The following is a 23,585-nucleotide window of genomic DNA, read 5'->3' on the forward strand; positions in this document are numbered from 1 at the left end:
TTAACGGCATCCGGCGGCAAGAGTCGCTTACTGCGGATACTCCTGCAGCAACGCGGTGAGCTTCTCTGCCATTAACGCCGCCCGCCAGCCAGAGATCAGTTCGGGTTGCGTACTTTGCGGTTTTAATTTCCAGTGCCAGTTGAGTAACTGGTTAATCTGGCGACGCGAGGCCAACAGCTCTGCGCTGACGTGATGTTCCGCACTCACGTCGGTCACCAGTGCTTTAATTGCCTTAAACGCTTTGCGATAACCCGGCATGTCCATCAGATTCAGCAGCGGTTCCGGTAGCGCCTCTTCCGGCAACGCCTGCGCTTTGGCAACCAGCGAGAGCAGCGTTTTGCCGTGGAAGCGAATTTCACTACCGGAAAGCCCCAGACTGTCGAGTTCGCCCATGCTGCCCGGCATATAGCGCGCCACGGCCCACAGATGCTCTTCACGAACCACGAAGTTAACGGCCAGATCGCGCTCGCGCGCTTTACGTAAACGCCAGTCGGCAAGCAGTTGCAGACAGGCCAACTGACGCGTGCGTAACTGCCAGGCGTTGGTGATATCGCGCCAGGCCTCTTCGGGCGCCAGGATGTCCTGACGCCGGGTTTGCATCAGGCGACACTCATCCAGCGCCGCAGGCAGCCAGCCTGCGGCTTCGGTTTCCGCCATCAGTTTCCCGGCAATCGGTAACAAATACCAGACATCGGCAGCAGCATATTCGCACTGACGTTCACTGAGCGGACGCGCCAGCCAGTCGGTACGTGACTCGCTCTTATCCAGCGCCACGCCGGTGTACTCTTCTACCATCGAGGCAAATCCCCACGACAGCGGACGGCCGCAAAATGCGGCCAGGATTTGGGTGTCGATCAGCGGCTGCGGCAGTTCGCCAAATGCATTCAGAAAGACTTCCAGATCTTCACTGCCCGCGTGCAAAAACTTGGTGATGGCGGTATCGCGCAGAATCGCCTTCAGTGGCGACCAGTCGTTAATGCCGAGTGGATCGATCAGTGCGACATGTTCGCCGTCAAACAGCTGGATCAGACCCAGTTGCGGATAATAGGTGCGGGTACGAACAAATTCGGTATCCAGGGCAATCGCAGGAAACGCACGGACCGCTTCGCACAGGGTCGCCAGTGCGTCGTCAGTGGTGATCATTTGGTAATTCAAATTGCATTCTCTTCGGTTTACGCCAAAAAAAACGCCGGATTCACCCGGCGTCAGATTGCTGATAAAGAAGGAAAAAGCGTGGTTCTTCCTTCTTTGTGGTTAAACGCTCAACCCTTATTGTCCACTTTGGCGCGGGCTTCGTCACGCAATTCTCGACGTAAAATTTTGCCGACGTTTGATTTCGGCAGTTCATCGCGAAATTCCACCAGCTTCGGCACTTTATAGCCAGTAAGCTGGCGGCGACAGAACGTAACCAGCGCCTCATCGGTCAGCGACGCGTCTTTCTTGACCACAAAAATCTTCACCGCTTCACCGCTGCTGCCGGAGGGGACACCGACCGCAGCCACTTCCAGCACGCCCGGATGCTGCATCACCACATCTTCGATCTCGTTCGGATAAACGTTAAAGCCGGAGACCAGAATCATATCTTTCTTACGATCGACAATGCGCAGGAAGCCTTCATCGTCCATCACGGCGATATCCCCGGTGTGCAGCCAGCCGTTTTTAATGATTTCATCAGTCGCATCCGGACGCTGCCAGTAGCCCAGCATCACCTGTGGCCCTTTTACGCACAGTTCTCCCGGCTGATCCGGTGAGACTTCATTGTCATCGTCATCCACCAGTTTAGCTTCGGTCGATGGCACCGGCAGGCCAATGCTGCCGCTGTGATAATCAATATCGTGCGGGTTAACGCTGACCAGCGGCGCGCACTCGGTCAGTCCATATCCTTCAAGCAAGTATTGTCCCGTCAGCTTCACCCAGCGTTCTGCCACCGCCTGTTGTACCGGCATGCCGCCGCCCGCAGAAAGATGCAGCGTGGAGAAATCCAGTTGCTGGAACTCTTTGTTGTTCAGCAGCGCATTAAACAGGGTGTTGACGCCAGTCATCGCGGTAAACGGGTACTTCGCCAACTCTTTTACCAGACCCGGAATATCACGCGGGTTGGTGATCAGCAGATTCTGCCCGCCCAGCTCAATGAACAGCAGGCAGTTCATGGTCAGGGCAAAAATGTGGTACAGCGGCAACGCAGTCACCACCAGTTCTTTACCTGGATGCAAAAGCGGTCCGTAAGTGGCTTTCACCTGTTCCAGGTTGGCCAGCATGTTGCGGTGCGTCAGCATCGCCCCTTTCGCCACCCCGGTCGTTCCGCCGGTGTACTGCAAAAACGCCAGATCCTCAGAAACCACTTCCGGCTTAACATACTGCATACGGTAACCGGCGTGCAGCGCACTGCGAAAAGAGATCGCATCCGGCAGATGGTATTTCGGCACCAGGCGTTTGATGTACTTCACAACGAAGTTCACCAGGGTGCCTTTGGCTGTCGAGAGCTGATCGCCCATTCGCGTCAGAATGACGTGCTTCACGCTGGTTTTGTCTACCACCTTTTCCAGGGTATGGGCAAAGTTGGAGACAATTACAATCGCCGCCGCGCCGCTGTCGTTTAGCTGATGCTCCAGCTCACGCGGAGTGTAAAGCGGGTTGACGTTCACCACGATCATCCCGGCACGCAATATACCAAACAGCGCCACCGGATATTGCAACAGGTTCGGCATCATCAGCGCGACGCGGTCGCCTTTTTTCAGCCCCAGTCCCTGTTGCAGGTAAGCAGAAAAGGCGCGGCTGCGCTCCTCCAGCTTACGGAAGGTCATCACCTCCCCCATGTTAACGAAGGCAGGTTGATCGGCATAACGCGCGACAGACTGTTCAAACAGTTCTACCAGGGATTGATAACGGTCAGGATTGATCTCCGCAGGCACATCTGCGGGATAACGGTTTAGCCAAACCTTCTTCACTGCATCACCTCTAAAATGAGTGTTCGTCGTCATCTCAACCCCAGATAATAAACAAGTCGTTAACATAATATTAACTCAGCGTACCAGTTTATTAATTACTCATCTGAAAGGTTGCGAAGCGCGTCACTATTTATTTTTGTTATGACATGACTAATGCAGAAACAGCGGACCAGCCGCTGTTTCTTTTACTGATAATACAAAGGGTTACTCTGTGACTATCGTTTGAACCTGTGCCGGGCCTGGGTTATACCATCCCCAGCCGCCGTAGCCGTATGGCCACCCTCTCCCGCCGTAGAACCACGGGTCGATCGGCTGCGGTGGCATCACCACCTGCTGGGCAAGACGCCAGCGTTTATAGCCCGTCACGTCCATCGTCATGAATTTGTATGGCGTGCTGCCCACTTTACCGTCGACAGTTCCGGTAATCGGCCCAACGACGGTGACCAGTTGACCGCGGAAATCGACGGGATCGAGGAACCCGTTCACACTGGCGTAAATACGGCCACGCGACGGTTCGCCCAGAATCGGTCGCGCGCCGCTATCCAACGGAACAGTGGCAATTTCCAGACGGGTTTTGCCCTGCTGGTTTTGAATCTCCACCACTTTACCGCCAAAGCGCGCTTCCTGTCCGACATACAGCTGCGGGGCATTCATCACCCGCACCAGATCGTCCTGCGGCGCGGGACTGGAGCCCTTAATCGCATCCGGAACCGTAACGCACCCGCTTAACATGAGGGCGATGGCGCCCGCGAGCAAGCCTTTCACAACTTGTTTTTGAACCGCCATACTGCGACTCCTTCTCTCAAACGTCTGACCCGATCTTTTACAGGTCATACTACTGAGATTCACTCTTTTCCGGGAAGTTTCTTCCAGGCCACATTGTTACGTAAATAAACCGGTTCTGCCTGCTCGACCGTGACGGTTTTGCCGTCAGCCAACATCTGGCAGGCGATCGGCAGCATATCTTCCGCGGCGGGCAGCAGGACGTCCCCGTCGCGCAGCGCCAGTCCGCTCTCTTTGCCGAGTTCAGGCCAGGCGGGCCATCCGGTTCCTACGGTCACCCATTCGCCAGAAAGCTGTTGCAAACGCCCGGTTACCTGCTCAGGTTTTAACACGGCCTCGGTCTCTTCACCGTGCCAGACGCCGTTATCGTCGCGCTGATACTCGGCCCAGTAAACTTCCCCCATTCGCGCATCAATGGCCGCCAGAACGCGGGTCGCGCCGGTTTTACGCCAGGCGCCCTGCGCCATCGTCGCCAGCGTGGAGACGCCCAGCATCGGCAGGTCTGCGCCTAACGCCAGTCCCTGCGCAATACCAATGCCAATACGCACACCGGTAAAACTGCCCGGTCCACGACCGTAGGCCAGTGCATCAAGTTCTGTCAGGGAGGCGCCGCTGGCGGCAAGGATATCCTGCACCATCGGCAGGATGCGTTGAGTATGTTCTCGTGGGCAAAGCTCAAAATGAGCTGAGAGAGTACCGTCGTTCCACAGCGCCACAGAACAGGCTTCTGTGGCGGTATCGATAGCCAGAATTCGCATGAGTTTTCGTGCTTAGATCAAGAAAATGGCCCGCATCTTAACATACTCAGTCACAAATTACTCGGCTGTCGGTATCGCCAGGAATCGCACGGCACGGGCGATATCCCGGGTGCGCGGCGCAGGTGGCAAGCTGGCAAGAAACGTCGCACCGTAAGGCCGCATCACCAGGCGGTTGTCACAAATCACCAGTACGCCACGGTCATCGGCATCACGGATCAAACGGCCGACACCCTGTTTAAGCGTAATGACCGCATCGGGCAACTGCACCTCGTCAAACGGGTCGCCGCCGCGTAAACGGCAGTCTTCCATCCGCGCCTTCAGTAGCGGATCGTCTGGCGAGGTAAACGGCAGCTTGTCGATAATCACCAACGAAAGCGTATCGCCGCGTACGTCCACCCCTTCCCAGAAGCTACTGGTTGCCACCAGCAGGGCATTGCCCGCGCTGACGAACTGCTGCAAAAGCTGACCTTTGCTGGTTTCGCCCTGCAGTAATACCGGCAGCGTCATGGTGGCACGAAATTGCTCCGCCAGGTCGCGCATCATCGCATGCGAGGTGCAAAGCATAAAGCAGCGCCCGTTATTCGCTTCGATGATCGGTCTTAACATTGCTGCCAGTTGTCGTGCCGCGCCCGGCTGGTTGGTTTGTGGCAGATTTCGCGGCACACAGAGCAACGCCTGACGGGTGTAATCAAACGGACTCGGCAGCAACATCGATTCCGCCTGTTCAATCCCCAGACGCGCCGTAAAGTGGTGCAAATCATCATTCACCGACAGCGTCGCGGAGGTGAAAATCCAGCTTCCGGGCTTTTGTTCCATCACCTCTTTGAATTTATCCGCCACCGTCAGCGGCGTCAGGGCAAGGGTGAAATTACGCGAGGTACATTCATACCAGTAGCTGTAGCCAGGCTGGTTGATCTCTTTCAGCCGCTTGAGACGGGCGCGATAGAGCGTGGCACGTTCAAAGGCGGCATCGAGCAATGCCGAACGTCCGAGTGACAGTTTCGCCACGTCGTAACACAGCTCCAGCGTATCATCGAGCAGTAAAAAAGCGCGCTGCACTCGCTGGTCGGCCAGCAGTTCACGCAGGTTGCCGCGATATCCCGGCTCGCCCAGTTGCAGACGGAAATCCTGCGCGCTTTGCGCCAGACGGTCGGCGCATTTCTGCAATTGTTGGGTATCTTTCAGCTCGGTACGATAGGCAATGGTGATGTCTTTTGCCAAATCCATCAACTGGCGGCTGGAAAGCGACTGACCAAAATACTGGCTGGCAAGGTCCGGCAACTGATGGGCTTCGTCGAAAATCATCACCTCTGCCTCCGGGATCAGTTCGCCGAATCCGCTCTCTTTGACCACCATATCCGCCAGAAACAGATGATGGTTGACCACCACGACATCGGCATCCATGGCTTTTTTTCGCGCTTTCACCACAAAACAGTCTTTATACAGCGGGCAGTCACTGCCGAGGCAGTTGTCGTTTGTGCTGGTGACCAGCGGCCAGGCCTGGGAATCTTCCGCTACGCTGACACAGGTGCTGATGTCGCCATCTTCGGTCTGATTCGACCACGAACGTAACAGGATAACATCGCTTAAGGTCTGAACGGGCAGATCGCCGCCCGCCAGCGCCTGCTGTTCGAGGCGCTCGAGGCATAAATAGTTTGACCGCCCTTTTAACAGCGCCAGCCGTCCGGTGTACTTCAGCGCTTTCGCCACCGTCGGCAGATCGCGGCTGTAAAGCTGATCCTGCAGCGCCTTAGAGCCCGTTGAGATGATGACTTTCTTTTTGGCGCGTAGCGCCGGTGCCAGATAGGCGTAGGTTTTCCCGGTTCCCGTTCCGGCTTCGACCACCAGAGGCTGTGCTTTTTTTATGGCCTGAGCGACGGCCACTGCCATCTGCCGCTGCGGTTCGCGCGGTTTAAATCCCGGTATCGCTTTAGCCAGTTGGCCCTCTGGTGCAAAATCGTCCGTCACACTACCCCCTGTTGATTTGAACAGGGATTATGTCAGGCTGCAGCGGCTTACGCCAGTTGAAGAGGTGACGACGCCCTGACAATATGGCAGTCTTGCCATTTTACGCCAAACGTTAAAGAGGAAGGCTTTATGACTATCATCCGTATCGATGCTGAAGATCGCTGGTCTGACGTCGTGATCCACAACAACACGCTTTACTACACCGGCGTGCCGGCAAACCTTGATGCCGATGCATTCGAGCAGACCGCCAACACGCTGGCGCAAATTGATGCCGCGCTGGAACAGCAAGGCAGCAACAAGTCTCGTATTCTGGATGCCACCATTTTTCTTGCCGATAAAAGCGATTTTGCGGCGATGAACAAAGCCTGGGACGCCTGGGTTGTCGCGGGCCATGCGCCGGTGCGTTGTACCGTTCAGGCTGGGTTAATGAACCCGAAATACAAAGTGGAAATTAAGATTATCGCGGCGGTATAAGCCCGCGCTATTCGTCTTCGTCTTCAAAACGCGCCACAATCCGCTCGCCGGTATGGGTGGCGCGCAACTCTTCTGCCACCAGCGCAATCGCCTGACCGCTGCTCATTCCCTGGGACATCAGTTCCTGAATACGTTCGACCGCTTTTTGCTGCTGTTCGTGACTGAGTGAAGGTAAACCTGCAAACATCGTTAACTCCTGCTAAATTGTTTGCGCTAATTATTTCATGCTACCCGCAACATAGCCAGTACAGTCAGGATCAATGAAGACGTTATCTCCCGCGATTATTACGCTCCCCTGGCGTCACGACGCCGCAGAACACTACTTTGCATCATTAAGCCATCTGCCGTGGGCGATGCTGCTACATTCCGGTCATGCGGATCACCCGTACAGCCGTTTTGACATTGTGGTCGCCGATCCGCTTTGCACCGTGAAAACGTATGGCGAAACCACGCAGATTTGCGATGCTCAGGGCAGCCGGTCCACTCACGACGATCCGCTGGCCGTAGTGCAAAACGCCTTGATGGCGCTGAATCTTCAGCCGCCAGTGAACGCCGATTTACCATTCCAGGGCGGTGCGCTGGGGTTATTTGGCTACGATCTGGGACGCCGCTTCGAATCCTTGCCGAGCCATGCCCGGCAGGATATCGTGCTGGCGGACATGGCGGTGGGCCTCTACGACTGGGCGCTGATTGTCGATCATCAGCACCAGACCGTGAGCCTGCTCAGCCACACAGATGCCCAGGCCAGACTCGCCTGGCTGGAAAGCCAGCAATCCCCTGCGCGAGTACCGTTCAGATTAACCACCGACTGGCGCTCAAATATGACGCGTGGGCAATATGGCGAGAAATTCCGCCAGGTGCAGGCGTATCTGCACAGTGGCGACTGCTACCAGGTCAATCTGGCCCAGCGTTTTCAGGCGTCTTATCAGGGCGATGAGTGGCTGGCCTTCGAGCGGCTCAATCAGGCGAACCGCGCCCCGTTCAGCGCCTTTTTACGCCTGGAAGAAGGCGCTATTCTGAGCCTGTCGCCAGAACGGTTTATTCTGCTGGCGGACGGCGACATTCAGACTCGCCCGATTAAAGGCACCCTGCCGCGACTCCCACAGGACGCGGCGGACCGGGAACAGGCGCAGAAACTGGCGAACTCGCCGAAAGACCGGGCTGAAAATTTAATGATTGTCGATCTGATGCGCAACGACATTGGTCGTGTGGCGCTACCTGGTTCCGTGAAAGTGCCGGAGCTGTTTGTGGTTGAACCCTTCCCGGCGGTGCATCATCTGGTCAGCACCGTGACTGCGCGCTTGCCACCCACACGGCATGCCTGCGACCTGCTTCGCGCCGCGTTTCCGGGCGGATCGATTACCGGTGCGCCGAAAGTGCGTGCGATGGAAATTATTGATGAACTGGAGCCCCATCGGCGCAGCGCCTGGTGTGGCAGCATCGGGTATCTGAGCGTCTGCGGCAATATGGATACCAGCATTACCATCCGTACTCTGACTGCCGTCGACGGTCAATTGTACTGTTCCGCAGGTGGCGGTATTGTGGCGGATAGCGAGGAGCAGGCGGAATATCAGGAAACCTTTGATAAAGTTAATCGTATCCTGCAACAACTGGAGAACTGAGACGTGGAAAACAAGAGTCTGACGCTGGATGATTTTTTATCGCGTTTCCAGCTTTTGCGCCCGCAAATTAACCGTGAGTCGCTGAATCTGCGCCAGGCCGCCGTGCTCATTCCCGTGGTTCGCCGACCACAACCTGGACTGCTGTTGACCCAGCGTTCGGTGCATTTACGCAAGCACGCCGGACAGGTGGCCTTTCCCGGCGGCGCCGTTGACAGTACAGACGCCTCGCTCATCGCCGCCGCGCTGCGTGAAGCCGAAGAAGAGGTGGCGATCCCGCCCGAGGCCGTTGAGGTGATCGGCGTACTACCGCCGGTTGACAGCGTGACCGGCTTCCAGGTTACACCGGTGGTTGGCATTATCCCGCCAAATCTGCCTTACCGCGCCAGCGAAGACGAAGTGTCTGCTGTTTTTGAAATGCCGCTGGCGCAGGCGCTGCATTTAGGCCGCTATCACCCGCTGGATGTGTGGCGTCGCGGTGATTCCCATCGCGTGTGGCTTTCCTGGTATGAGCATTATTTCGTCTGGGGCATGACCGCTGGAATTATTCGTGAACTGGCGCTACAAATTGGCGTGAAGCCCTGACTATACTTATCTTTACGCGCAACAGACACAACCTGAAACTCCCGTCACAACATTAGTAAAAACGCGGTTACTCATTAGTTTAATTCATGTGAATAGTTAAGCCGATCCCCGCGTTCCCTCTTACACTATGCGCAGTTATTACATCGTTTCTGGAAGTTTCCAGTCACCCTGTCAGGAGTATTATCGTGATTAGTCTATTCGACATGTTTAAGGTGGGGATTGGTCCCTCATCTTCCCATACTGTAGGGCCTATGAAGGCGGGTAAACAGTTCGTCGATGACCTGGTCGAAAAAGGATTACTGGACAGCGTTACTCGTGTTGCCGTTGACGTGTATGGTTCACTGTCGCTCACGGGTAAAGGTCACCACACCGATATCGCCATTATTATGGGTCTGGCAGGCAATGAGCCAGCCACCGTGGATATTGACAGTATCCCGGGCTTCATTCGCGACGTAGAAACGCGCGGTCGCCTGCTGCTGGCACATGGTCAGCATGAGGTCGATTTCCCGCACAATGACGGCATGCGTTTTCATAACGGCAACCTGCCGCTGCACGAAAACGGCATGCAGATCCATGCGTATAACGGTGATGCCGTTGTTTACAGCAAAACCTACTACTCCATCGGCGGTGGTTTTATCGTCGATGAAGAGCACTTCGGCCAGGATGCAGCGAATGAGGTGAGTGTCCCTTATCCGTTCAAATCCGCAACCGAGTTGCTGGAATACTGCAACAGTACCGGCCTGTCCCTTTCCGGGCTGGCGATGCAAAACGAACTGGCCTTGCACGACAAAAAAGAGATTGAAGAATATTTCGGTCACGTCTGGCAGACCATGCAGGCGTGTATCGATCGCGGTATGAATACCGAAGGCGTGTTACCGGGTCCGCTGCGCGTCCCCCGTCGCGCCTCTGCGCTGCGTCGGATGCTGGTTTCCAGCGATAAGCTCTCTAGCGACCCAATGAACGTGATCGACTGGGTGAATATGTTCGCCCTCGCGGTCAACGAAGAGAACGCCGCCGGTGGCCGGGTGGTCACTGCGCCCACTAACGGCGCGTGCGGTATCGTGCCCGCCGTACTGGCGTACTACGATCACTTTATCGAATCCGTCAGCCCGGATATCTATACCCGTTACTTCCTGGCCGCGGGCGCCATCGGTGCGTTATATAAAATGAATGCCTCGATTTCGGGTGCGGAAGTTGGCTGTCAGGGCGAAGTCGGCGTGGCCTGTTCAATGGCGGCGGCGGGTCTTGCAGAACTGCTGGGCGCAAGCCCGGAACAGGTGTGCATCGCGGCTGAAATTGGCATGGAGCATAACCTGGGACTGACCTGCGACCCGGTTGCCGGTCAGGTGCAGGTTCCGTGCATTGAACGTAATGCGATTGCCTCTGTAAAAGCGATCAATGCCGCGCGGATGGCGATGCGTCGTACCAGCGCACCGCGCGTGTCACTGGATAAAGTCATCGAAACGATGTACGAAACCGGTAAGGATATGAACGCCAAATACCGCGAAACTTCGCGCGGCGGTCTGGCGATCAAAGTTCAGTGTGACTAAATAAGTGACCTGGCCACACTAATGCTTTTCTTCGCCCATCTGCAACGGATGGGCGAAATTTTGCCTCCTTTCTCGTCTGCTCGCCGTTTCCCCACTACACTTGCTCTGTTACGGTTGGCTTTTGTGGCTGACGGTTATCAGGCGGCCCGCATGCAGACAGCACAACGGATCATTAAAAAATATCGTCGCAAACGTTTTATCCTCTGCGTACTTTGCGCGCTAATGACGCTCATCCTTACCCTGGGCTTCCGATTTATTTCACAGCGCAATTTAAATCATCATTACACGGTTTCCTTTGCCTCCAGGGCCGTTGCCACGCTCGATGAAGCGTTGCGCCCGTTGCAAAATGGCCGCGAAATTCTGTTACCGCTGATTGGTCTTCCCTGTTCGGTTACGCATCTTCCTTTGCGAAAACAGGCCGCCAGGCTGCAAACGGTACGCGCAATTGCCCTTATCCAGCGCGGCATACTCTACTGTTCAAGCGTTTTTGGTTATCGCAATATCCCGGTTCATCAGCTTCAGCCAGAGCTCCCCACTGTGAATGCGCGACTGCTGTTGTCCACCGATCCGCTGCTGATTAAAGGCAGTCCGATTCTTATCCAGTGGTACCCGGCCACTCCTGACGGTAAGGACGGTATACTGGAAGTTGTCAATATCGATCTGCTTACCAGGATGCTGCTGGAACCGCGTAAGCCGCTGATTACCGGTGCCAGCCTAACGGTCGGCAACCGACATTTGATTTACGGGAAAGGCGTGGTCGAAACGCTGCCCGCGCTCAACGATGAACAACGCTATCAGCTCGCCTCGCAACATTATCCTTTTACCATTAGCGTTACCGGACCTGATGCAGACACACTGGCGCTCAAAGCGCTGCCTGCGCAATTGCCGCTGGCATTGATGCTCAGTCTGTTGGTGGGATATCTGGCGTGGCTGGCCACCGCTAACCGAATGAGTTTTTCCTGGGAGATTAATCTCGCCCTGGCACAGCGCGAATTTGAGCTGTTTTGCCAGCCGCTGCTGAACGCACAGACTAAACAATGTATGGGAGTGGAAATCCTGCTGCGCTGGAATAACCCTCGTCAGGGGTGGATTTCACCGGACGTGTTTATTCCGATTGCCGAGGAGCAGCATCAAATCGCACCCCTGACGCGCTACGTGATAGCAGAGACCCTTCGACAACGTCACTTTTTCCCCATGAGTAGTCAGTTTCATATTGGCATTAATGTCGCCGCCAGCCATTTTCAGCGGGGTGAGTTACTGAAAGATCTCGACCAGTACTGGTTCAGTCAGCAGCCCATTCAGCAACTGGTGATTGAACTTACCGAGCGGGATGCGTTGCGGGAGGTCGATTATCGTGTCGTGCGTGAGTTACAACAGCAAAATATCAAGCTGGCGATCGATGATTTTGGTACCGGCAACAGTTCGCTGTCATGGCTGGAAAAGCTGCGTCCTGACATTCTGAAAATTGATAAGTCATTTACTAACGCAATTGGCACTGATGCGGTCAACTCGACGGTGACCGACATCATCATCGCGCTCGGACAGCGTCTGCATATCGAACTGGTTGCGGAGGGGGTTGAGACACAAGAGCAGGCGCAGTATCTGCGCCGCCACGGTGTGGATTTACTGCAGGGATTTTTATTTGCGAAACCCATGCCGCTGCGCGACTTTCCGCAGTGGCTGGCGGGCAGTTGCCCGCCGCCGCCCAGGCATGACGGACGCATGACGCCCGTTATACCCTTGCGCTAGAGGAGATTACTCCTCTTCGTCTTGCGCAGGTTGCTCTTTAACAATTCGGACCAAATCCACGCGGTAATCATTGGCGTCGACAATGGTAATGCTCAGCGGAGGAACCTCAATCACATCACCCGTGCGGGGAATGTGCCCATTCGCTGCAATCACCAGTCCCGCCACCGTGGCGATGTCTTCATCTTCATCAACCAGGTTATCCACCGCCAGCGCCTGTTGCAGGGCATGCAGATCGGTGCCGCCTTTGACTAACCAGCCATCGCCGTCAACGGTAATTTCCGGGGTTTCATCAGCATCCGGGAACTCACCGGCAATGGCTTCAAGCACATCCAGCGGCGTAACCAGCCCCTGCACCACCCCGAACTCGTTGGTGACAATAACAAAGCTACCGCGCGCGCGACGCAGAACACCCAGCAGGTTGATAGGATCCAGCGTTTCCGGCACCACGATGGCCGGTGATGCCGACGCGATAGCCGCCACGTCAACGCCCTCTTCCAGCGCCACCAGCAGCTCTTTTGCGCGCACGATACCGATGATCTCATCCAGTTCGCCACGACACACCGGGAACAGGCTGTGCGGCGAGGAGAGCAGTTGCTCGCGGATCTCATCAACACTCAGACTGGCATCCACCCAACTGATTTCGCCTCGCGGTGTCATAATGCCGCGCAGCGAGCGCTGTGCCAGCGTCAGAACACCATTAATCATATAACGTTCTTCTTCCGCAAATGCCCCTTCCGGGATCGGTATCGCCGTCTGGCTGTCGCTTTCCTGCTGAACCACAGCCTGACGTTTTCCGCCCATCAGACGCAGGATCGCATCAGCCGTACGCGCACGCAGCGGCAGCGTTGACTGATGGCGAATAAAATTACGACGCGCAATCTGGTTAAACACTTCGATGATTATCGAGAAGCCAATCGCGGCGTACAGGTAACCCTTCGGAATATGGAAACCAAAACCTTCGGCGACCAGGCTCAGACCAATCATCAGCAGGAAGCTCAGACAGAGCACCACCACCGTCGGATGTTGGTTGACGAACCGTGTCAGCGGCTTGGACGCTAACAGCATTACCGCCATCGCAATGACTACCGCCGCCATCATCACAGGCAGATGGTTTACCATGCCGACGGCCGTAATTACCGCATCCAGCGAGAACACCGCATCCAGAATCACAATCTGCGTCACAACGACCCAGAAGCTGGCATACCCTTTACCGTGCCCGGCGTCATGTTCACGGTTTTCCAGCCGTTCATGTAGTTCGGTAGTGGCTTTAAATAACAGGAAGATCCCTCCCAGCAGCATGATCAAATCACGACCGGAGAAGGTGAAATCCATGACGCTGAACAGCGGTTTAGTCAGGGTGACCATCCACGAAATAATGGACAGCAGGGCCAGACGCATAACGAGCGCCAGGGATAAACCAATCAGGCGCGCTTTGTCACGCTGCTTTGGCGGCAGCTTATCCGCAAGAATCGCAATAAAAACCAGGTTATCGATACCCAGAACAATTTCCAGGACAACAAGCGTGAGCAAACCCGCCCAAATCGAGGGGTCCATTAAGAATTCCATGACAAGCTCCTGCTTAAGGAATGGTTAACAGGCGATGAAACACAGTGCAGACAAAACGTGTGGCAAGACATGCCAGACTGGCAGGCGCGATGCGACCTTAAGATGAAATGACGTCGGTGACGATCCATACAGCGGGCTAGTGCCCTATACTCCTGGTAAGTTAAACAGAACGTAAACATAACAGAGGCAACGGGTTTTTGGCAAAGATTTACCTTCCTTTGCAAAGAGTTGTAACAGGGATATTTTACTCTACGAAATTTCTCATTGGCGAAAGCTAAATTACGGATCTTCATCACATAAAATATTTTTTTCGATATCTAAAATAATTCACGGACATCATATGTTTTTCATTGTAACCCTTATCTGAATCGATTCTGTTGCGGACGGCGATTCAAATACATCTCTCACGTTGATGTGTTAACGATAATAAAGGAGGTAGCAAGTGACCATTGCTATTGTTATAGGCACACATGGTTGGGCTGCAGAGCAGTTACTCAAGACAGCAGAAATGCTGTTAGGCGAGCAGGAGAACGTCGGCTGGATCGATTTCGTGCCCGGCGAGAATGCTGAAACGCTGATTGAAAAGTACAACGCTCAGTTAGCAAAACTCGATACCAGTAAAGGCGTGCTGTTTCTCGTTGATACCTGGGGAGGCAGTCCGTTCAACGCTGCCAGCCGCATTGTCGTCGATAAAGAACAGTATGAAGTGATTGCTGGAGTCAACATCCCCATGCTGGTCGAAACGCTGATGGCGCGTGACGATAACCCGAGCTTCGATGAGTTGGTAGCGCTGGCCGTTGAAACCGGTCGCGAAGGCGTGAAGGCGCTGAAAGCGAAACCGGCTGAAAAAGCGGCTCCTGCCCCTGTCGCAGCTACCCCCAAAGCCGCATCTCCGGCGAAACCAATGGGACCGAACGATTACATGAAAATCGGTCTTGCGCGTATCGATGACCGTTTAATCCACGGTCAGGTGGCTACCCGCTGGACTAAAGAAACCAATGTGACCCGCATTATCGTGGTCAGCGATGAAGTGGCCGCAGACAACGTGCGTAAGACGCTGTTGACGCAGGTAGCGCCTCCTGGCGTAACCGCTCACGTGGTCGATGTCGCCAAGATGATTCGCGTCTACAACAACCCGAAATATGCTGGCGAACGTGTGATGCTGCTGTTCACTAACCCGACCGATGTTGAGCGCATTGTCGAAGGCGGCGTGAAAATCACTTCGGTGAACATTGGCGGTATGGCTTACCGTCAGGGTAAAACGCAGGTCAACAACGCCATCTCTGTCGATGAGAAGGACATCGAGGCCTTTAACAAACTCAATGCCCGCGGTATTGAGCTTGAGGCGCGTAAAGTGTCAACCGATCAGAAACTGAAAATGATGGATTTGATTGCCAAAGTGGGCAAGTAACCCCTGGCATTGAATGAGCTTTCACACTTAAGGCTGTTATAGCAATAGGAGAAGTACAATGGAGATTACCACTCTTCAGATTGTGCTGGTGTTCATCGTCGCATGTATCGCGGGTATGGAGTCGGTACTCGATGAATTTCAGTTCCACCGCCCACTGGTGGCCTGTACGCTGATTGGCGCCGTTCTCGGGGATATGAAAACCGGTATTATCATCGGTGGTACCCTGGAAATGATCGCTCTGGGCTGGATGAACATCGGTGCAGCCGTTGCACCTGATGCCGCACTGGCGTCCATTATCTCTACCGTTCTGGTTATCGCAGGCCACCAAAGCATCGGTGCCGGTATCGCGCTGGCGATTCCGCTGGCGGCGGCAGGCCAGGTTCTGACCATTATCGTTCGTACTATCACCGTGGCATTCCAGCACGCGGCGGATAAAGCGGCGGAAAACGGTAACCTGACAGCGCTCTCCTGGCTGCATGTCTCCTCCCTGTTCCTGCAGGCGATGCGTATCGCTATCCCGGCCGTTATTGTTGCGATTTCCGTCGGCACCAGCGAAGTTCAGAGCATGCTGAATGCGATTCCGGAAGTGGTAACTGGCGGTCTGAACATCGCCGGTGGCATGATCGTTGTGGTCGGTTACGCGATGGTTATCAACATGATGCGTGCAGGCTACCTGATGCCGTTCTTCTACCTTGGCTTCGTGACCGCCGCATTTACTAACTTCAACCTGGTTGCTCTGGGTGTGATTGGTGCAGTAATGGCCATCCTCTACATCCAACTGAGCCCGAAATATAACCGCGTGGCAGGTGCACCAGCGCAGGCTGCTGGTAATAACGACCTCGATAACGAACTGGACTAACAGGTGAGCGAAATGGTTGATATGACTAAAACTACCACTGAGAAAAAACTCACACAGAGTGACATTCGTGGCGTGTTCATTCGTTCTAACCTGTTTCAGGGTTCATGGAACTTCGAACGTATGCAGGCGCTGGGTTTTTGCTTCTCCATGGTACCGGCGATTCGTCGCTTGTACCCAGAGAACAACGATGCGCGTAAGCAAGCCATTAAGCGTCACCTGGAATTCTTTAACACCCATCCGTACGTTGCGGCACCGGTTCTCGGCGTAACCCTGGCGATGGAAGAACAGCGTGCTAACGGCGCAGAGATTGACGATGGTGCCATCAACGGTATCAAAGTCGGTCTGATGGGTCCGCTGGCAGGTGTGGGCGACCCGATTTTCTGGGGGACTGTGCGTCCGGTATTCGCCGCGTTAGGTGCGGGTATCGCGATGAGCGGCAGCCTGCTCGGCCCACTGCTGTTCTTCATCCTGTTCAACGCCGTCCGTCTGCTGACCCGCTACTACGGTGTTGCCTACGGTTACCGTAAAGGTGTCGATATCGTTAAGGATATGGGCGGCGGCTTCCTGCAGAAACTGACTGAGGGGGCGTCAATCCTCGGCCTGTTTGTCATGGGGGCGTTGGTGAACAAGTGGACACACGTGAACATCCCACTGGTGGTTTCAACCATCACCGGTCAGGATGGTCAGACACGTGTCACCACCGTACAGACCATTCTCGACCAGTTGATGCCGGGTCTGGTTCCGTTGCTCCTTACCTTCGCCTGTATGTGGTTGCTGCGTAAGAAAGTGAACCCGCTGTGGATTATCGTTGGCTTCTTCGTCATCGGTATCGCGGGTTACGCGGTTGGCCTGTTAGGTCTGTAAGACTGTAGTACACTACCGGGGCCTGTAAGGCCCCGTCATACTGCTTACAAAGAAGGAAAAAACGTGGTTTTTCCTTCTTTGTGGTTATCAGCCGAAAATCAATAAATTGATTTTCCTGGTTTTTAATTAGGTGATCTCTGCTTGCCCGGTATCGGGATGAAGTTTGTCATCACTCTCCCGGGGCCTATAAGGCCCCGTTTTTTATCTGGAGGAACAAGGATTAATGACTATCACGGACCTGGTGCTGGTTTTCTTTATTACCGCGTTACTGGCTTACGCCATTTACGATCAGTTCATCATGCCACGCCGCAATGGCCCGACACTGCTTGCCATCCCCCTGCTGCGTCGAAGCCGCGTCGACAGCGTCATTTTCATCGGCCTCATCGCGATCCTTATCTATAACAATGTCACCAGCCATGGGGCGATCATAACTACCTGGCTATTATGTGCACTGGCGTTGATGGGGTTTTATATTTTCTGGATTAGGGTTCCTAAGATCCTCTTCAAACAGGATGGATTTTTCTTCGCCAACGTCTGGATAGAATATAACCGTATTAAAGAGATGAATTTATCGGAAGATGGTGTTCTGGTGATGCAATTAGAACAACGGCGCCTGCTTATTCGCGTACGAAATATCGACGATCTGGAAAAGATATATAAGCTTCTTGTTTCATCTCAGTGAGTTAGTAACATAGCCTGTGCTTTGTTTTTCACGATTTAAATACAATTAAAAACATAGCTAAGGCTATAACCCAGCCACAGTAAAGTTATTTATTTTAACGTTCTGGCAACCCACAAACCTAAATGAAAATCGTTTTCAGTAAGGAGTCAAATAATATTTCTCCGCAGTTGTTTTATATTCTCAAAATATGTTAAGGTTGCGCCGTCATTTGGGGAGTAGCCGATTTCCAGACTCCGGAAATGTACGTGTCAACATACTCGTTGCAAAACGTGGCACGTACGGACTGAAATCCCTTTCAGTCAGGCGAGACCATAGGCACATCAACTGCTATGCATACCATATGAACGCAAGTTCAGGTGCGCATGTTTACTGGGGGCAGTGGTGTGTTTTATGGAAACCCCGGTCAGGACGCTGCTATGAATATCACCGCCACCATTATTCTCGCTTTTGGCATGTCGATGGATGCTTTCGCGGCATCAATTGGCAAAGGCGCCACCCTGCATAAACCTAAATTCTCTGAAGCGTTGCGCACAGGTTTGATTTTCGGCGCAGTCGAAACGTTGACGCCGCTGATCGGCTGGGCGCTGGGGATGTTAGCCAGCAAATTCGTGCTGGAATGGAATCACTGGATTGCCTTCATTCTGTTGGTCTTTCTGGGTGGGCGTATGATTATTGAGGGATTGCGCGGCGCGGATGATGAAGACAACGAACCATTGCGCCGTCACGGTTTTTGGTTACTGGTCACTACCGCCATCGCCACCAGCCTCGATGCTATGGCGGTCGGCGTAGGGCTGGCATTCCTGCAGGTCAACATTATCGCTACCGCATTAGCTATCGGTTGTGCCACGCTGATCATGTCCACACTGGGGATGATGGTCGGTCGCTTCATTGGCCCGCTGCTTGGCAAACGCGCTGAAATCCTCGGTGGGGTGGTACTGATCGGTATCGGCGTCCAAATCCTCTGGACGCACTTTCACGGTTAATCCGCACGCTGCCAGAGGTGAAGTCGAAAATCCGTCTGGCAGTCAAACGTTTCTCTACTCGCCAGTTGTTCCCAGACCGCCGGCTTCGCCCGCCAGGCAAACGGCGTCATCTGCAATAACGCCACCGCTTCCTTCCCGCTCAGGCCCATCGGGTATGCCAGCGTGATGTCTTCCTGTAGGGTGAAGCCTTCCAGTTGCTCTGTATGCGGCGCATGGAGCCGGATCTCGTCGTAAATCAGCCCTTTCAACTCCATTAAATGCCGCGGTCCCGGCGTTGCCGTGATTACCCAACCGCCCGGCTTAACCACGCGCGCCAGCTCTTGAGCTTTACACGGCGCGTAAATCCGCACAACCGCGTCCAGGCAGGCATCCGCAAACGGTAGACGATGACTCGAGGCGACGCAGAATGTCACCTGCGGATAGCGTCTGGCCGCCGCTTTAATCGCAACCTTCGCCACATCCAGCCCATAGGTAGTCGCCGTCGGCAGCGCATCAGCAAAAGCATGCGTGTAATACCCTTCCCCACAACCGATGTCGAGAATCGAGGTCGCCGACGCGTCGAGGCGTGTGGAAAGGTGTTCAACGATGGCGTCACGCAATGGCTGATAGTGTCCGGCATCCAGAAACGCACGCCGCGCCTGCATCATCTCCGCGCTGTCACCCGGGTCGCGCGAACGTTTATGCTGCACCGGCAACAGGTTGACGTAGCCTTCTTTAGCCACATCAAACTGATGCCGCTGCGGACAGACAAAGCTGTTCGTTACGTGCGCAAGGGGTTGGTGACAAAGTGGGCAGGAAAACGACATAACAACTCCGGCAGGTAAATTCAGGCCGCAAGTGTAACGCGATTTACGCCCTGGGAGAATCACTTAGCGCATGTGGAATGTCTGTGGATTGCCCTGCATCACCAGCAGATGACGGGAGTCGGCGGACATGCCATCTGGTTTAACGTTTTCCAGTCGCAGCACATCGCCCATTATCTGGCTAAAAACCGGTGCCGACACCGCGCCGCCGTAATAGGCCCCGTTTTGCGGATCGTTGATCACCACCACCAGCGCAAACTTCGGGTTGCTTGCCGGTGCCACTCCTGCGGTGTAAGCCACATATTTGTCCACATATTTCCCGTCATCGCCGATTTTCTTCGCCGTCCCGGTTTTAACCGCCACGCGATAATCCCGGACCGCCGCCTTCGTCCCGCCGCCACCCGGCAGTGCAACGCTTTCCATCATATGTTCTACCTGTCTGACCAGCGCTTCCGACATCACACGCTTGCCAATGACGGGCGGATCGATACGCGTAATTGAGAGCGGACGATACAGGCCAAAACTGCCAATCGTGGCATAGACGTGCGCCAGTTGCAGCGGCGTCACCATCAGGCCATAGCCGAAGGCAAAGGTTGCGCGATCCAGGTCGCTCCAGTAGCGACGCTGTGGCATTAGCCCCTGGCTCTCGCCGGTCAGTCCCAGACCTGTGGGCTGTCCGAAGCCAAACCGTTGATACGTATCCACTAATCGCTGGATGGGCATCGCTAATGAGAGATGCGAAACCCCGGTGTCGCTCGATTTTTGCAAAATACCGGTCAGCGTCAGTTCCGGGTAAAAGCCTACGTCGCGAATGCGATGCCCGTCGAGGAAAAACGGATGCGTGTCGATCACGCTATCTGGCTGGACAATCCCCTGCTCTAACGCCGTCATAACAACCAGCGGTTTCACCGTCGAACCCGGCTCAAAGGTGTCGCTAATCGCACGATTGCGAAAATCATCAAGCCCCGCCCCCTCGCGGTTGTTTGGATTAAAATCAGGGTAACTGGCCATCGATAAAATCTCGCCGGTGGCAACGTCTACCAGCACAGCAGCGCCGGACTCCGCTTTGTTCCAGCTAACCGCGTTGTCCAGCGCATCCTCGGTGACCGTCTGCAGGCGCTCATCGATGCTAAGTTGTAGTTGATGTGCCGGCACAGGATTCACTTCCGTGATGTTTTCAATCACGTGACCGAATTTATCCTTGCGCACCAGTCGAGAACCTGGCTTTCCCGTTAACTGGGCGTTAAAGCTTTTCTCAACCCCTTCGATACCCTGCCCATCAATATTCGTGAAGCCAATCAGATTCGCCGCGACATGCCCTGCCGGATAAAACCGCCGGGACTCTTCGCGCAGGTTAATCCCTGGCAGATCCAGCTTATCGATCCATTTTGCCTGTTGCGCAGAGACCTGGCGTGCAAGATAGATAAACCGTGCCGACGGATTGTGGTTAACGCGTGCCGCCAGGGTCGTGAGCGAAAGATGCAGCGTATTCGCCAGCGCCTGCCAGCGTTCGTTGACGCCAACGCCCCCTTTGCTCAACAGCGTTTTGGGGTCAGCCCAGACCGCATTTACCGGTACACTGACCGCCAGTGGCCGCCCCTGTCGGTCAGTGATCATTCCCCGCGGCGATGCTATGGTAACTTCACGCAATGAGCGCATATCTTCTTGCCTGACCAGGCGATCGGGTTCGACAATCTGCAACCATGCGACGCGTCCCAGGAGTAACCCCAGACTCAGCAGTATGGCGATACAAAGTAGTGCAAAGCGTAGCGGTGTGAAACTTCGCACCGTACCATCACTTTTCTTTTTCACCTGTTCTCCGGAAAAATGATATTCAGGTGACTGATTTAACGGGAATAACGGCGGAAAAGCGGTGAAAACTATGCTAATAACATCACGGCTTTGCAACAAAGCGCTAACGAAGGAGGCATTCAGACATACTTTGAAGGAAGATGAATGAAAAAGCCCCGCATCAGCGAGGCTTTAAATCTGAGGTTGATGCGCAGATGCGCTTCAAATCAGTGGTGTCGATCAGATAGCTGTTACGTTAACAGCAGCCGGACCTTTCTGGCCGTCCTGAATTTCGAACTCAACGTTCTGGCCTTCAGCCAGAGTTTTGAAGCCATTACCCTGGATAGCGGAGAAGTGTACGAACACGTCTTTGCTGCCATCAGCCGGAGTAATAAAGCCAAAACCTTTAGACTCGTTGAACCACTTAACTTGACCTTTAATCTTTGCCATTTGCAAAATTCCTTAGAGTGTTTTCTTCGCCCGCAGGCATAACATAGATAAAACTGAGACATTACTGCTTGAGGCACTAATATAAGGTTCGGCAGAGAAGCGGTATTCAACGACAACGTGTTTACTCAGGACTTCTTTACTGAAAATGCCACACATAAACAGAACTGTACCTCGTTTAACCCAAAACGTGTTATCACATACAACGTTAATTATGGCAAGCCATTTTTAAACGTGTCTCGATCGGTCGCACAAATCTCGCCAGTCGATACAGAACATCAGCATAGTTATGCGTCAATTCTAAACCGATATATTCCCGCGCCCGTGCTGAACCCGTGTCAGACCCGCAACGCAGCGGGGACTTTTCAACCATAGCTCAATAAGCTCGCGAATTCCAGGTAGTCGCGATGACAAAATGTGGCGATCTACCGTTATCACAAATTCTGCTTTGTTATGCCTAATTTGTTTCAACGCAAAATGACCCGGTATCATAATAACGCCGCATTTCGCTCCATCTTGATATCCACTGTTCTTATGCACTCATTTAATGAAAGAATGATGACAATGCACAAAAATAGGGAAAGAAACGTTTCGCTTATTATAAAACCGATCATTCTCACAAAACGGAGAAGATCACATTTATAACGTATGGATAAATATAATTAAGTGTGTGCAGACAATAACCCGCGCAATGGATAAGAAGGAACGGATATAGCGAAGCGACAGGCGACTGCACTAATAGCGTGCAGGATAACAAAACAGGAAGCAAAGACCGGCGAGGCGCCAGCCCATTCGCTTCCTGTTGACAAGGAGATTAACGTTCTGCGACCAGACGGATGATATCCTCATCCTCTTGCGGGTTATTGGCCTCAGCCGACACCCCAGCCACTTTTTCCGGCTCGTTCGCTTCACAGAGACGACGCAATAATGCATTTTGTCGCTTCTGCTGGTCTAACAACGCTTCAAGCAGCTCAATCTGCTCATTGGTTCGCGAGCTCGCACGGTTGATAAAGAACCACAGCACCAGCCCAATAACCAGAACCCCCACCGATACAATCAACGACGCAAAATTAAGCACGCCGGAATTCACTACTTCGTTCATTTCACCACCTCAATGTAGACGCGCCATTTTACCACCGCGCCACAGGAAGGAAATCAACGGATGAAAAAATCATCTCACCAGGGGATAAATTTATTGATGGCGCAAATTCCGCTGAAAAACTGTACATCCTGGTCACACATAATGTTGAACACCTGGGCCCACAACAGCAGGCACACGAGCACCACCACGACCAGGATTATCCATCGAAACTTTTTCACTCCACTCTCCGCATCAACATCTTATGCCACCAAATTATCATGCGTATCTTAAACCAGGGCTAACTACAGTAGACATTCGCGTTTTTTTAAGAATCATTTACTTGTATCAGTGAGCGTAAGCGCTAAGCTCAGTCTAACTTATAGAAGAAAAGAGGTCATAATGCGTTTGATTGTTCGCGCTATCGTATTGTTTGCGCTTGTCTGGATTGGATTATTACTCAGTGGGTATGGTGTTCTGATAGGCAGTCAGGAGAATGCGGCCGGACTGGGTTTGCAATGCAAGTATCTCACCGCGCGAGGCACAGCAACTGCGCAATATGTTCATACCGATAGCGGCATCATCGGGTTAACGGATTGTCCGATATTGCGTAAGAGTACCGTGGTCGTTGATAACGGTTAATATCCCGACAACGCGATCAGCGCTA

At 53.8% G+C, this 23,585-nt stretch carries 25 protein-coding genes; 11 read left to right on the plus strand and 14 right to left on the minus strand.

All coding sequences use genetic code 11. The features are described 5' to 3' along the window. Positions 1-27 precede the first annotated feature (27 nt). From rnd to QNN88_RS06510, 5 genes are all read right to left on the minus strand, one after another. The gene (gene rnd, locus QNN88_RS06490; protein WP_414239487.1) at positions 28-1,155 is read right to left on the minus strand and encodes a ribonuclease D; all 1,128 of its coding nucleotides are present in this window, start codon (positions 1,153-1,155) and stop codon (positions 28-30) included. A gap of 107 nt (positions 1,156-1,262) precedes the next feature. Further along, a complete protein-coding gene (gene fadD / locus QNN88_RS06495; RefSeq protein WP_414239488.1) occupies positions 1,263-2,948 on the minus strand; it encodes a long-chain-fatty-acid--CoA ligase FadD in 1,686 nt (561 codons plus the stop codon). Between the two features lie 204 nt (positions 2,949-3,152). Then, a complete protein-coding gene (locus tag QNN88_RS06500; RefSeq protein WP_414239489.1) occupies positions 3,153-3,734 on the minus strand; it encodes a Slp/YeaY family lipoprotein in 582 nt (193 codons plus the stop codon). A gap of 59 nt (positions 3,735-3,793) precedes the next feature. Continuing rightward, positions 3,794-4,489 (minus strand): tRNA (adenosine(37)-N6)-threonylcarbamoyltransferase complex dimerization subunit type 1 TsaB, encoded by a 696-nt coding sequence (gene tsaB, locus QNN88_RS06505; RefSeq protein WP_414239490.1) that lies wholly within the window; start codon positions 4,487-4,489, stop codon positions 3,794-3,796. 57 nt (positions 4,490-4,546) lie between these two features. Next, positions 4,547-6,457 carry an ATP-dependent DNA helicase gene (locus QNN88_RS06510; protein ID WP_414239491.1) on the minus strand — a complete coding sequence of 637 codons (1,911 nt, stop codon included), beginning with the start codon at positions 6,455-6,457 and terminating at the stop codon, positions 4,547-4,549. 129 nt (positions 6,458-6,586) lie between these two features. Here QNN88_RS06510 and QNN88_RS06515 point away from each other — a divergent pair, with 129 nt between their 5' ends. After that, positions 6,587-6,931: a RidA family protein gene (locus tag QNN88_RS06515; protein WP_414239492.1), complete on the plus strand. Its 345-nt coding sequence runs from the start codon at positions 6,587-6,589 to the stop codon at positions 6,929-6,931. 7 nt (positions 6,932-6,938) lie between these two features. Here the strand turns inward: QNN88_RS06515 and QNN88_RS06520 are convergent, their stop codons facing one another. After that, positions 6,939-7,118, minus strand: a complete 180-nt coding sequence (locus QNN88_RS06520; RefSeq protein ID WP_043000413.1) for a YoaH family protein — start codon at positions 7,116-7,118, stop codon at positions 6,939-6,941. Positions 7,119-7,191: 73 nt separating this feature from the next. On the opposite strand from QNN88_RS06520, the gene pabB reads away from it, so the two are divergent. From pabB to QNN88_RS06540, 4 genes are all read left to right on the plus strand, one after another. After that, a complete protein-coding gene (gene pabB / locus QNN88_RS06525) occupies positions 7,192-8,553 on the plus strand; it encodes an aminodeoxychorismate synthase component 1 (protein WP_414239493.1) in 1,362 nt (453 codons plus the stop codon). 3 nt (positions 8,554-8,556) lie between these two features. Beyond that, entirely contained in the window at positions 8,557-9,135 is a 579-nt protein-coding gene (locus tag QNN88_RS06530) for a CoA pyrophosphatase (protein WP_414239494.1), read from the plus strand. Positions 9,136-9,320: 185 nt separating this feature from the next. Continuing rightward, a complete protein-coding gene (gene sdaA / locus QNN88_RS06535) occupies positions 9,321-10,685 on the plus strand; it encodes an L-serine ammonia-lyase (RefSeq protein ID WP_414239495.1) in 1,365 nt (454 codons plus the stop codon). A gap of 150 nt (positions 10,686-10,835) precedes the next feature. After that, positions 10,836-12,434 carry an EAL domain-containing protein gene (locus tag QNN88_RS06540; RefSeq protein WP_414239496.1) on the plus strand — a complete coding sequence of 533 codons (1,599 nt, stop codon included), beginning with the start codon at positions 10,836-10,838 and terminating at the stop codon, positions 12,432-12,434. Between the two features lie 6 nt (positions 12,435-12,440). Here QNN88_RS06540 and yoaE read toward each other — a convergent pair whose 3' ends face one another. Next, positions 12,441-14,000, minus strand: a complete 1,560-nt coding sequence (yoaE, locus tag QNN88_RS06545) for a CNNM family cation transport protein YoaE (protein ID WP_414239497.1) — start codon at positions 13,998-14,000, stop codon at positions 12,441-12,443. Continuing rightward, on the minus strand, positions 13,988-14,293 hold the full coding sequence (locus QNN88_RS06550; RefSeq protein ID WP_414239796.1) for a protein YoaL: 306 nt from the start codon (positions 14,291-14,293) through the stop codon (positions 13,988-13,990). The genes yoaE and QNN88_RS06550 overlap by 13 nt, the downstream gene beginning before the upstream one ends. 149 nt (positions 14,294-14,442) lie before the next feature. Here QNN88_RS06550 and manX point away from each other — a divergent pair, with 149 nt between their 5' ends. The 5 genes from manX to mntP all read left to right on the plus strand — a co-directional run bounded on the left by manX (position 14,443) and on the right by mntP (position 18,799). Continuing rightward, the gene (manX, locus tag QNN88_RS06555; protein WP_414239498.1) at positions 14,443-15,411 is read left to right on the plus strand and encodes a PTS mannose transporter subunit IIAB; all 969 of its coding nucleotides are present in this window, start codon (positions 14,443-14,445) and stop codon (positions 15,409-15,411) included. A gap of 58 nt (positions 15,412-15,469) precedes the next feature. Beyond that, on the plus strand, positions 15,470-16,270 hold the full coding sequence (manY, locus tag QNN88_RS06560) for a PTS mannose transporter subunit IIC (RefSeq protein WP_012906092.1): 801 nt from the start codon (positions 15,470-15,472) through the stop codon (positions 16,268-16,270). A gap of 12 nt (positions 16,271-16,282) precedes the next feature. Then, positions 16,283-17,134: a PTS mannose transporter subunit IID gene (locus tag QNN88_RS06565; protein WP_042318485.1), complete on the plus strand. Its 852-nt coding sequence runs from the start codon at positions 16,283-16,285 to the stop codon at positions 17,132-17,134. 223 nt (positions 17,135-17,357) lie between these two features. Beyond that, complete coding sequence (locus QNN88_RS06570; protein WP_414239499.1) at positions 17,358-17,816, plus strand: DUF986 family protein; 459 nt, start codon at positions 17,358-17,360, stop codon at positions 17,814-17,816. A gap of 416 nt (positions 17,817-18,232) precedes the next feature. Then, a complete protein-coding gene (gene mntP / locus QNN88_RS06575; protein WP_414239500.1) occupies positions 18,233-18,799 on the plus strand; it encodes a manganese efflux pump MntP in 567 nt (188 codons plus the stop codon). Here the strand turns inward: mntP and rlmA are convergent. The 6 genes from rlmA to mgrB all read right to left on the minus strand — a co-directional run bounded on the left by rlmA (position 18,796) and on the right by mgrB (position 23,160). Further along, positions 18,796-19,605 (minus strand): 23S rRNA (guanine(745)-N(1))-methyltransferase, encoded by an 810-nt coding sequence (gene rlmA, locus QNN88_RS06580; protein WP_414239501.1) that lies wholly within the window; start codon positions 19,603-19,605, stop codon positions 18,796-18,798. The genes mntP and rlmA overlap by 4 nt on opposite strands. Before the next feature lie 63 nt (positions 19,606-19,668). Continuing rightward, positions 19,669-21,414, minus strand: a complete 1,746-nt coding sequence (ftsI, locus tag QNN88_RS06585; protein ID WP_414239502.1) for a peptidoglycan glycosyltransferase FtsI — start codon at positions 21,412-21,414, stop codon at positions 19,669-19,671. 219 nt (positions 21,415-21,633) lie between these two features. Continuing rightward, the gene (cspE, locus tag QNN88_RS06590; protein ID WP_001062678.1) at positions 21,634-21,843 is read right to left on the minus strand and encodes a transcription antiterminator/RNA stability regulator CspE; all 210 of its coding nucleotides are present in this window, start codon (positions 21,841-21,843) and stop codon (positions 21,634-21,636) included. Between the two features lie 12 nt (positions 21,844-21,855). Then, positions 21,856-21,999, minus strand: coding sequence for a DUF2627 domain-containing protein (locus QNN88_RS06595; protein WP_043000402.1), 144 nt, complete (start codon positions 21,997-21,999; stop codon positions 21,856-21,858). A 655-nt stretch (positions 22,000-22,654) separates the two neighbouring features. After that, positions 22,655-22,942, minus strand: a complete 288-nt coding sequence (locus QNN88_RS06600; protein ID WP_414239503.1) for a YebO family protein — start codon at positions 22,940-22,942, stop codon at positions 22,655-22,657. Positions 22,943-23,016: 74 nt separating this feature from the next. Next, complete coding sequence (gene mgrB, locus QNN88_RS06605) at positions 23,017-23,160, minus strand: PhoP/PhoQ regulator MgrB (RefSeq protein WP_042318479.1); 144 nt, start codon at positions 23,158-23,160, stop codon at positions 23,017-23,019. Positions 23,161-23,320: 160 nt separating this feature from the next. Between mgrB and QNN88_RS06610 the strand changes: the two genes are divergently transcribed. Further along, positions 23,321-23,560 (plus strand): YobH family protein, encoded by a 240-nt coding sequence (locus QNN88_RS06610; RefSeq protein WP_414239504.1) that lies wholly within the window; start codon positions 23,321-23,323, stop codon positions 23,558-23,560. Positions 23,561-23,585: the final 25 nt, after the last annotated feature.

This window comes from Citrobacter sp. ANG330, assembly GCF_047467925.1.
GTDB classification, from domain to species: Bacteria; Pseudomonadota; Gammaproteobacteria; order Enterobacterales; family Enterobacteriaceae; genus Citrobacter_A; species Citrobacter_A amalonaticus_G.

Excerpts from the sequence above, each read along its gene's own strand:
- QNN88_RS06500 (WP_414239489.1), bottom strand. The coding sequence starts at position 3,734 with ATGGCGGTTCAAAAACAAGTTGTGAAAGGCTTGCTCGCGGGCGCCATC.
- tsaB (WP_414239490.1), bottom strand. The coding sequence starts at position 4,489 with ATGCGAATTCTGGCTATCGATACCGCCACAGAAGCCTGTTCTGTGGCG.
- QNN88_RS06515 (WP_414239492.1), top strand. The coding sequence starts at position 6,587 with ATGACTATCATCCGTATCGATGCTGAAGATCGCTGGTCTGACGTCGTG.
- QNN88_RS06520 (WP_043000413.1), bottom strand. The coding sequence starts at position 7,118 with ATGTTTGCAGGTTTACCTTCACTCAGTCACGAACAGCAGCAAAAAGCG.
- pabB (WP_414239493.1), top strand. The coding sequence starts at position 7,192 with ATGAAGACGTTATCTCCCGCGATTATTACGCTCCCCTGGCGTCACGAC.
- QNN88_RS06540 (WP_414239496.1), top strand. The coding sequence starts at position 10,836 with ATGCAGACAGCACAACGGATCATTAAAAAATATCGTCGCAAACGTTTT.
- yoaE (WP_414239497.1), bottom strand. The coding sequence starts at position 14,000 with ATGGAATTCTTAATGGACCCCTCGATTTGGGCGGGTTTGCTCACGCTT.
- QNN88_RS06550 (WP_414239796.1), bottom strand. The coding sequence starts at position 14,293 with ATGAAGATCCGTAATTTAGCTTTCGCCAATGAGAAATTTCGTAGAGTA.
- manY (WP_012906092.1), top strand. The coding sequence starts at position 15,470 with ATGGAGATTACCACTCTTCAGATTGTGCTGGTGTTCATCGTCGCATGT.
- QNN88_RS06565 (WP_042318485.1), top strand. The coding sequence starts at position 16,283 with ATGGTTGATATGACTAAAACTACCACTGAGAAAAAACTCACACAGAGT.
- QNN88_RS06570 (WP_414239499.1), top strand. The coding sequence starts at position 17,358 with ATGACTATCACGGACCTGGTGCTGGTTTTCTTTATTACCGCGTTACTG.
- mntP (WP_414239500.1), top strand. The coding sequence starts at position 18,233 with ATGAATATCACCGCCACCATTATTCTCGCTTTTGGCATGTCGATGGAT.
- rlmA (WP_414239501.1), bottom strand. The coding sequence starts at position 19,605 with ATGTCGTTTTCCTGCCCACTTTGTCACCAACCCCTTGCGCACGTAACG.
- cspE (WP_001062678.1), bottom strand. The coding sequence starts at position 21,843 with ATGGCAAAGATTAAAGGTCAAGTTAAGTGGTTCAACGAGTCTAAAGGT.
- QNN88_RS06595 (WP_043000402.1), bottom strand. The coding sequence starts at position 21,999 with ATGTGTGGCATTTTCAGTAAAGAAGTCCTGAGTAAACACGTTGTCGTT.
- QNN88_RS06600 (WP_414239503.1), bottom strand. The coding sequence starts at position 22,942 with ATGAACGAAGTAGTGAATTCCGGCGTGCTTAATTTTGCGTCGTTGATT.
- QNN88_RS06610 (WP_414239504.1), top strand. The coding sequence starts at position 23,321 with ATGCGTTTGATTGTTCGCGCTATCGTATTGTTTGCGCTTGTCTGGATT.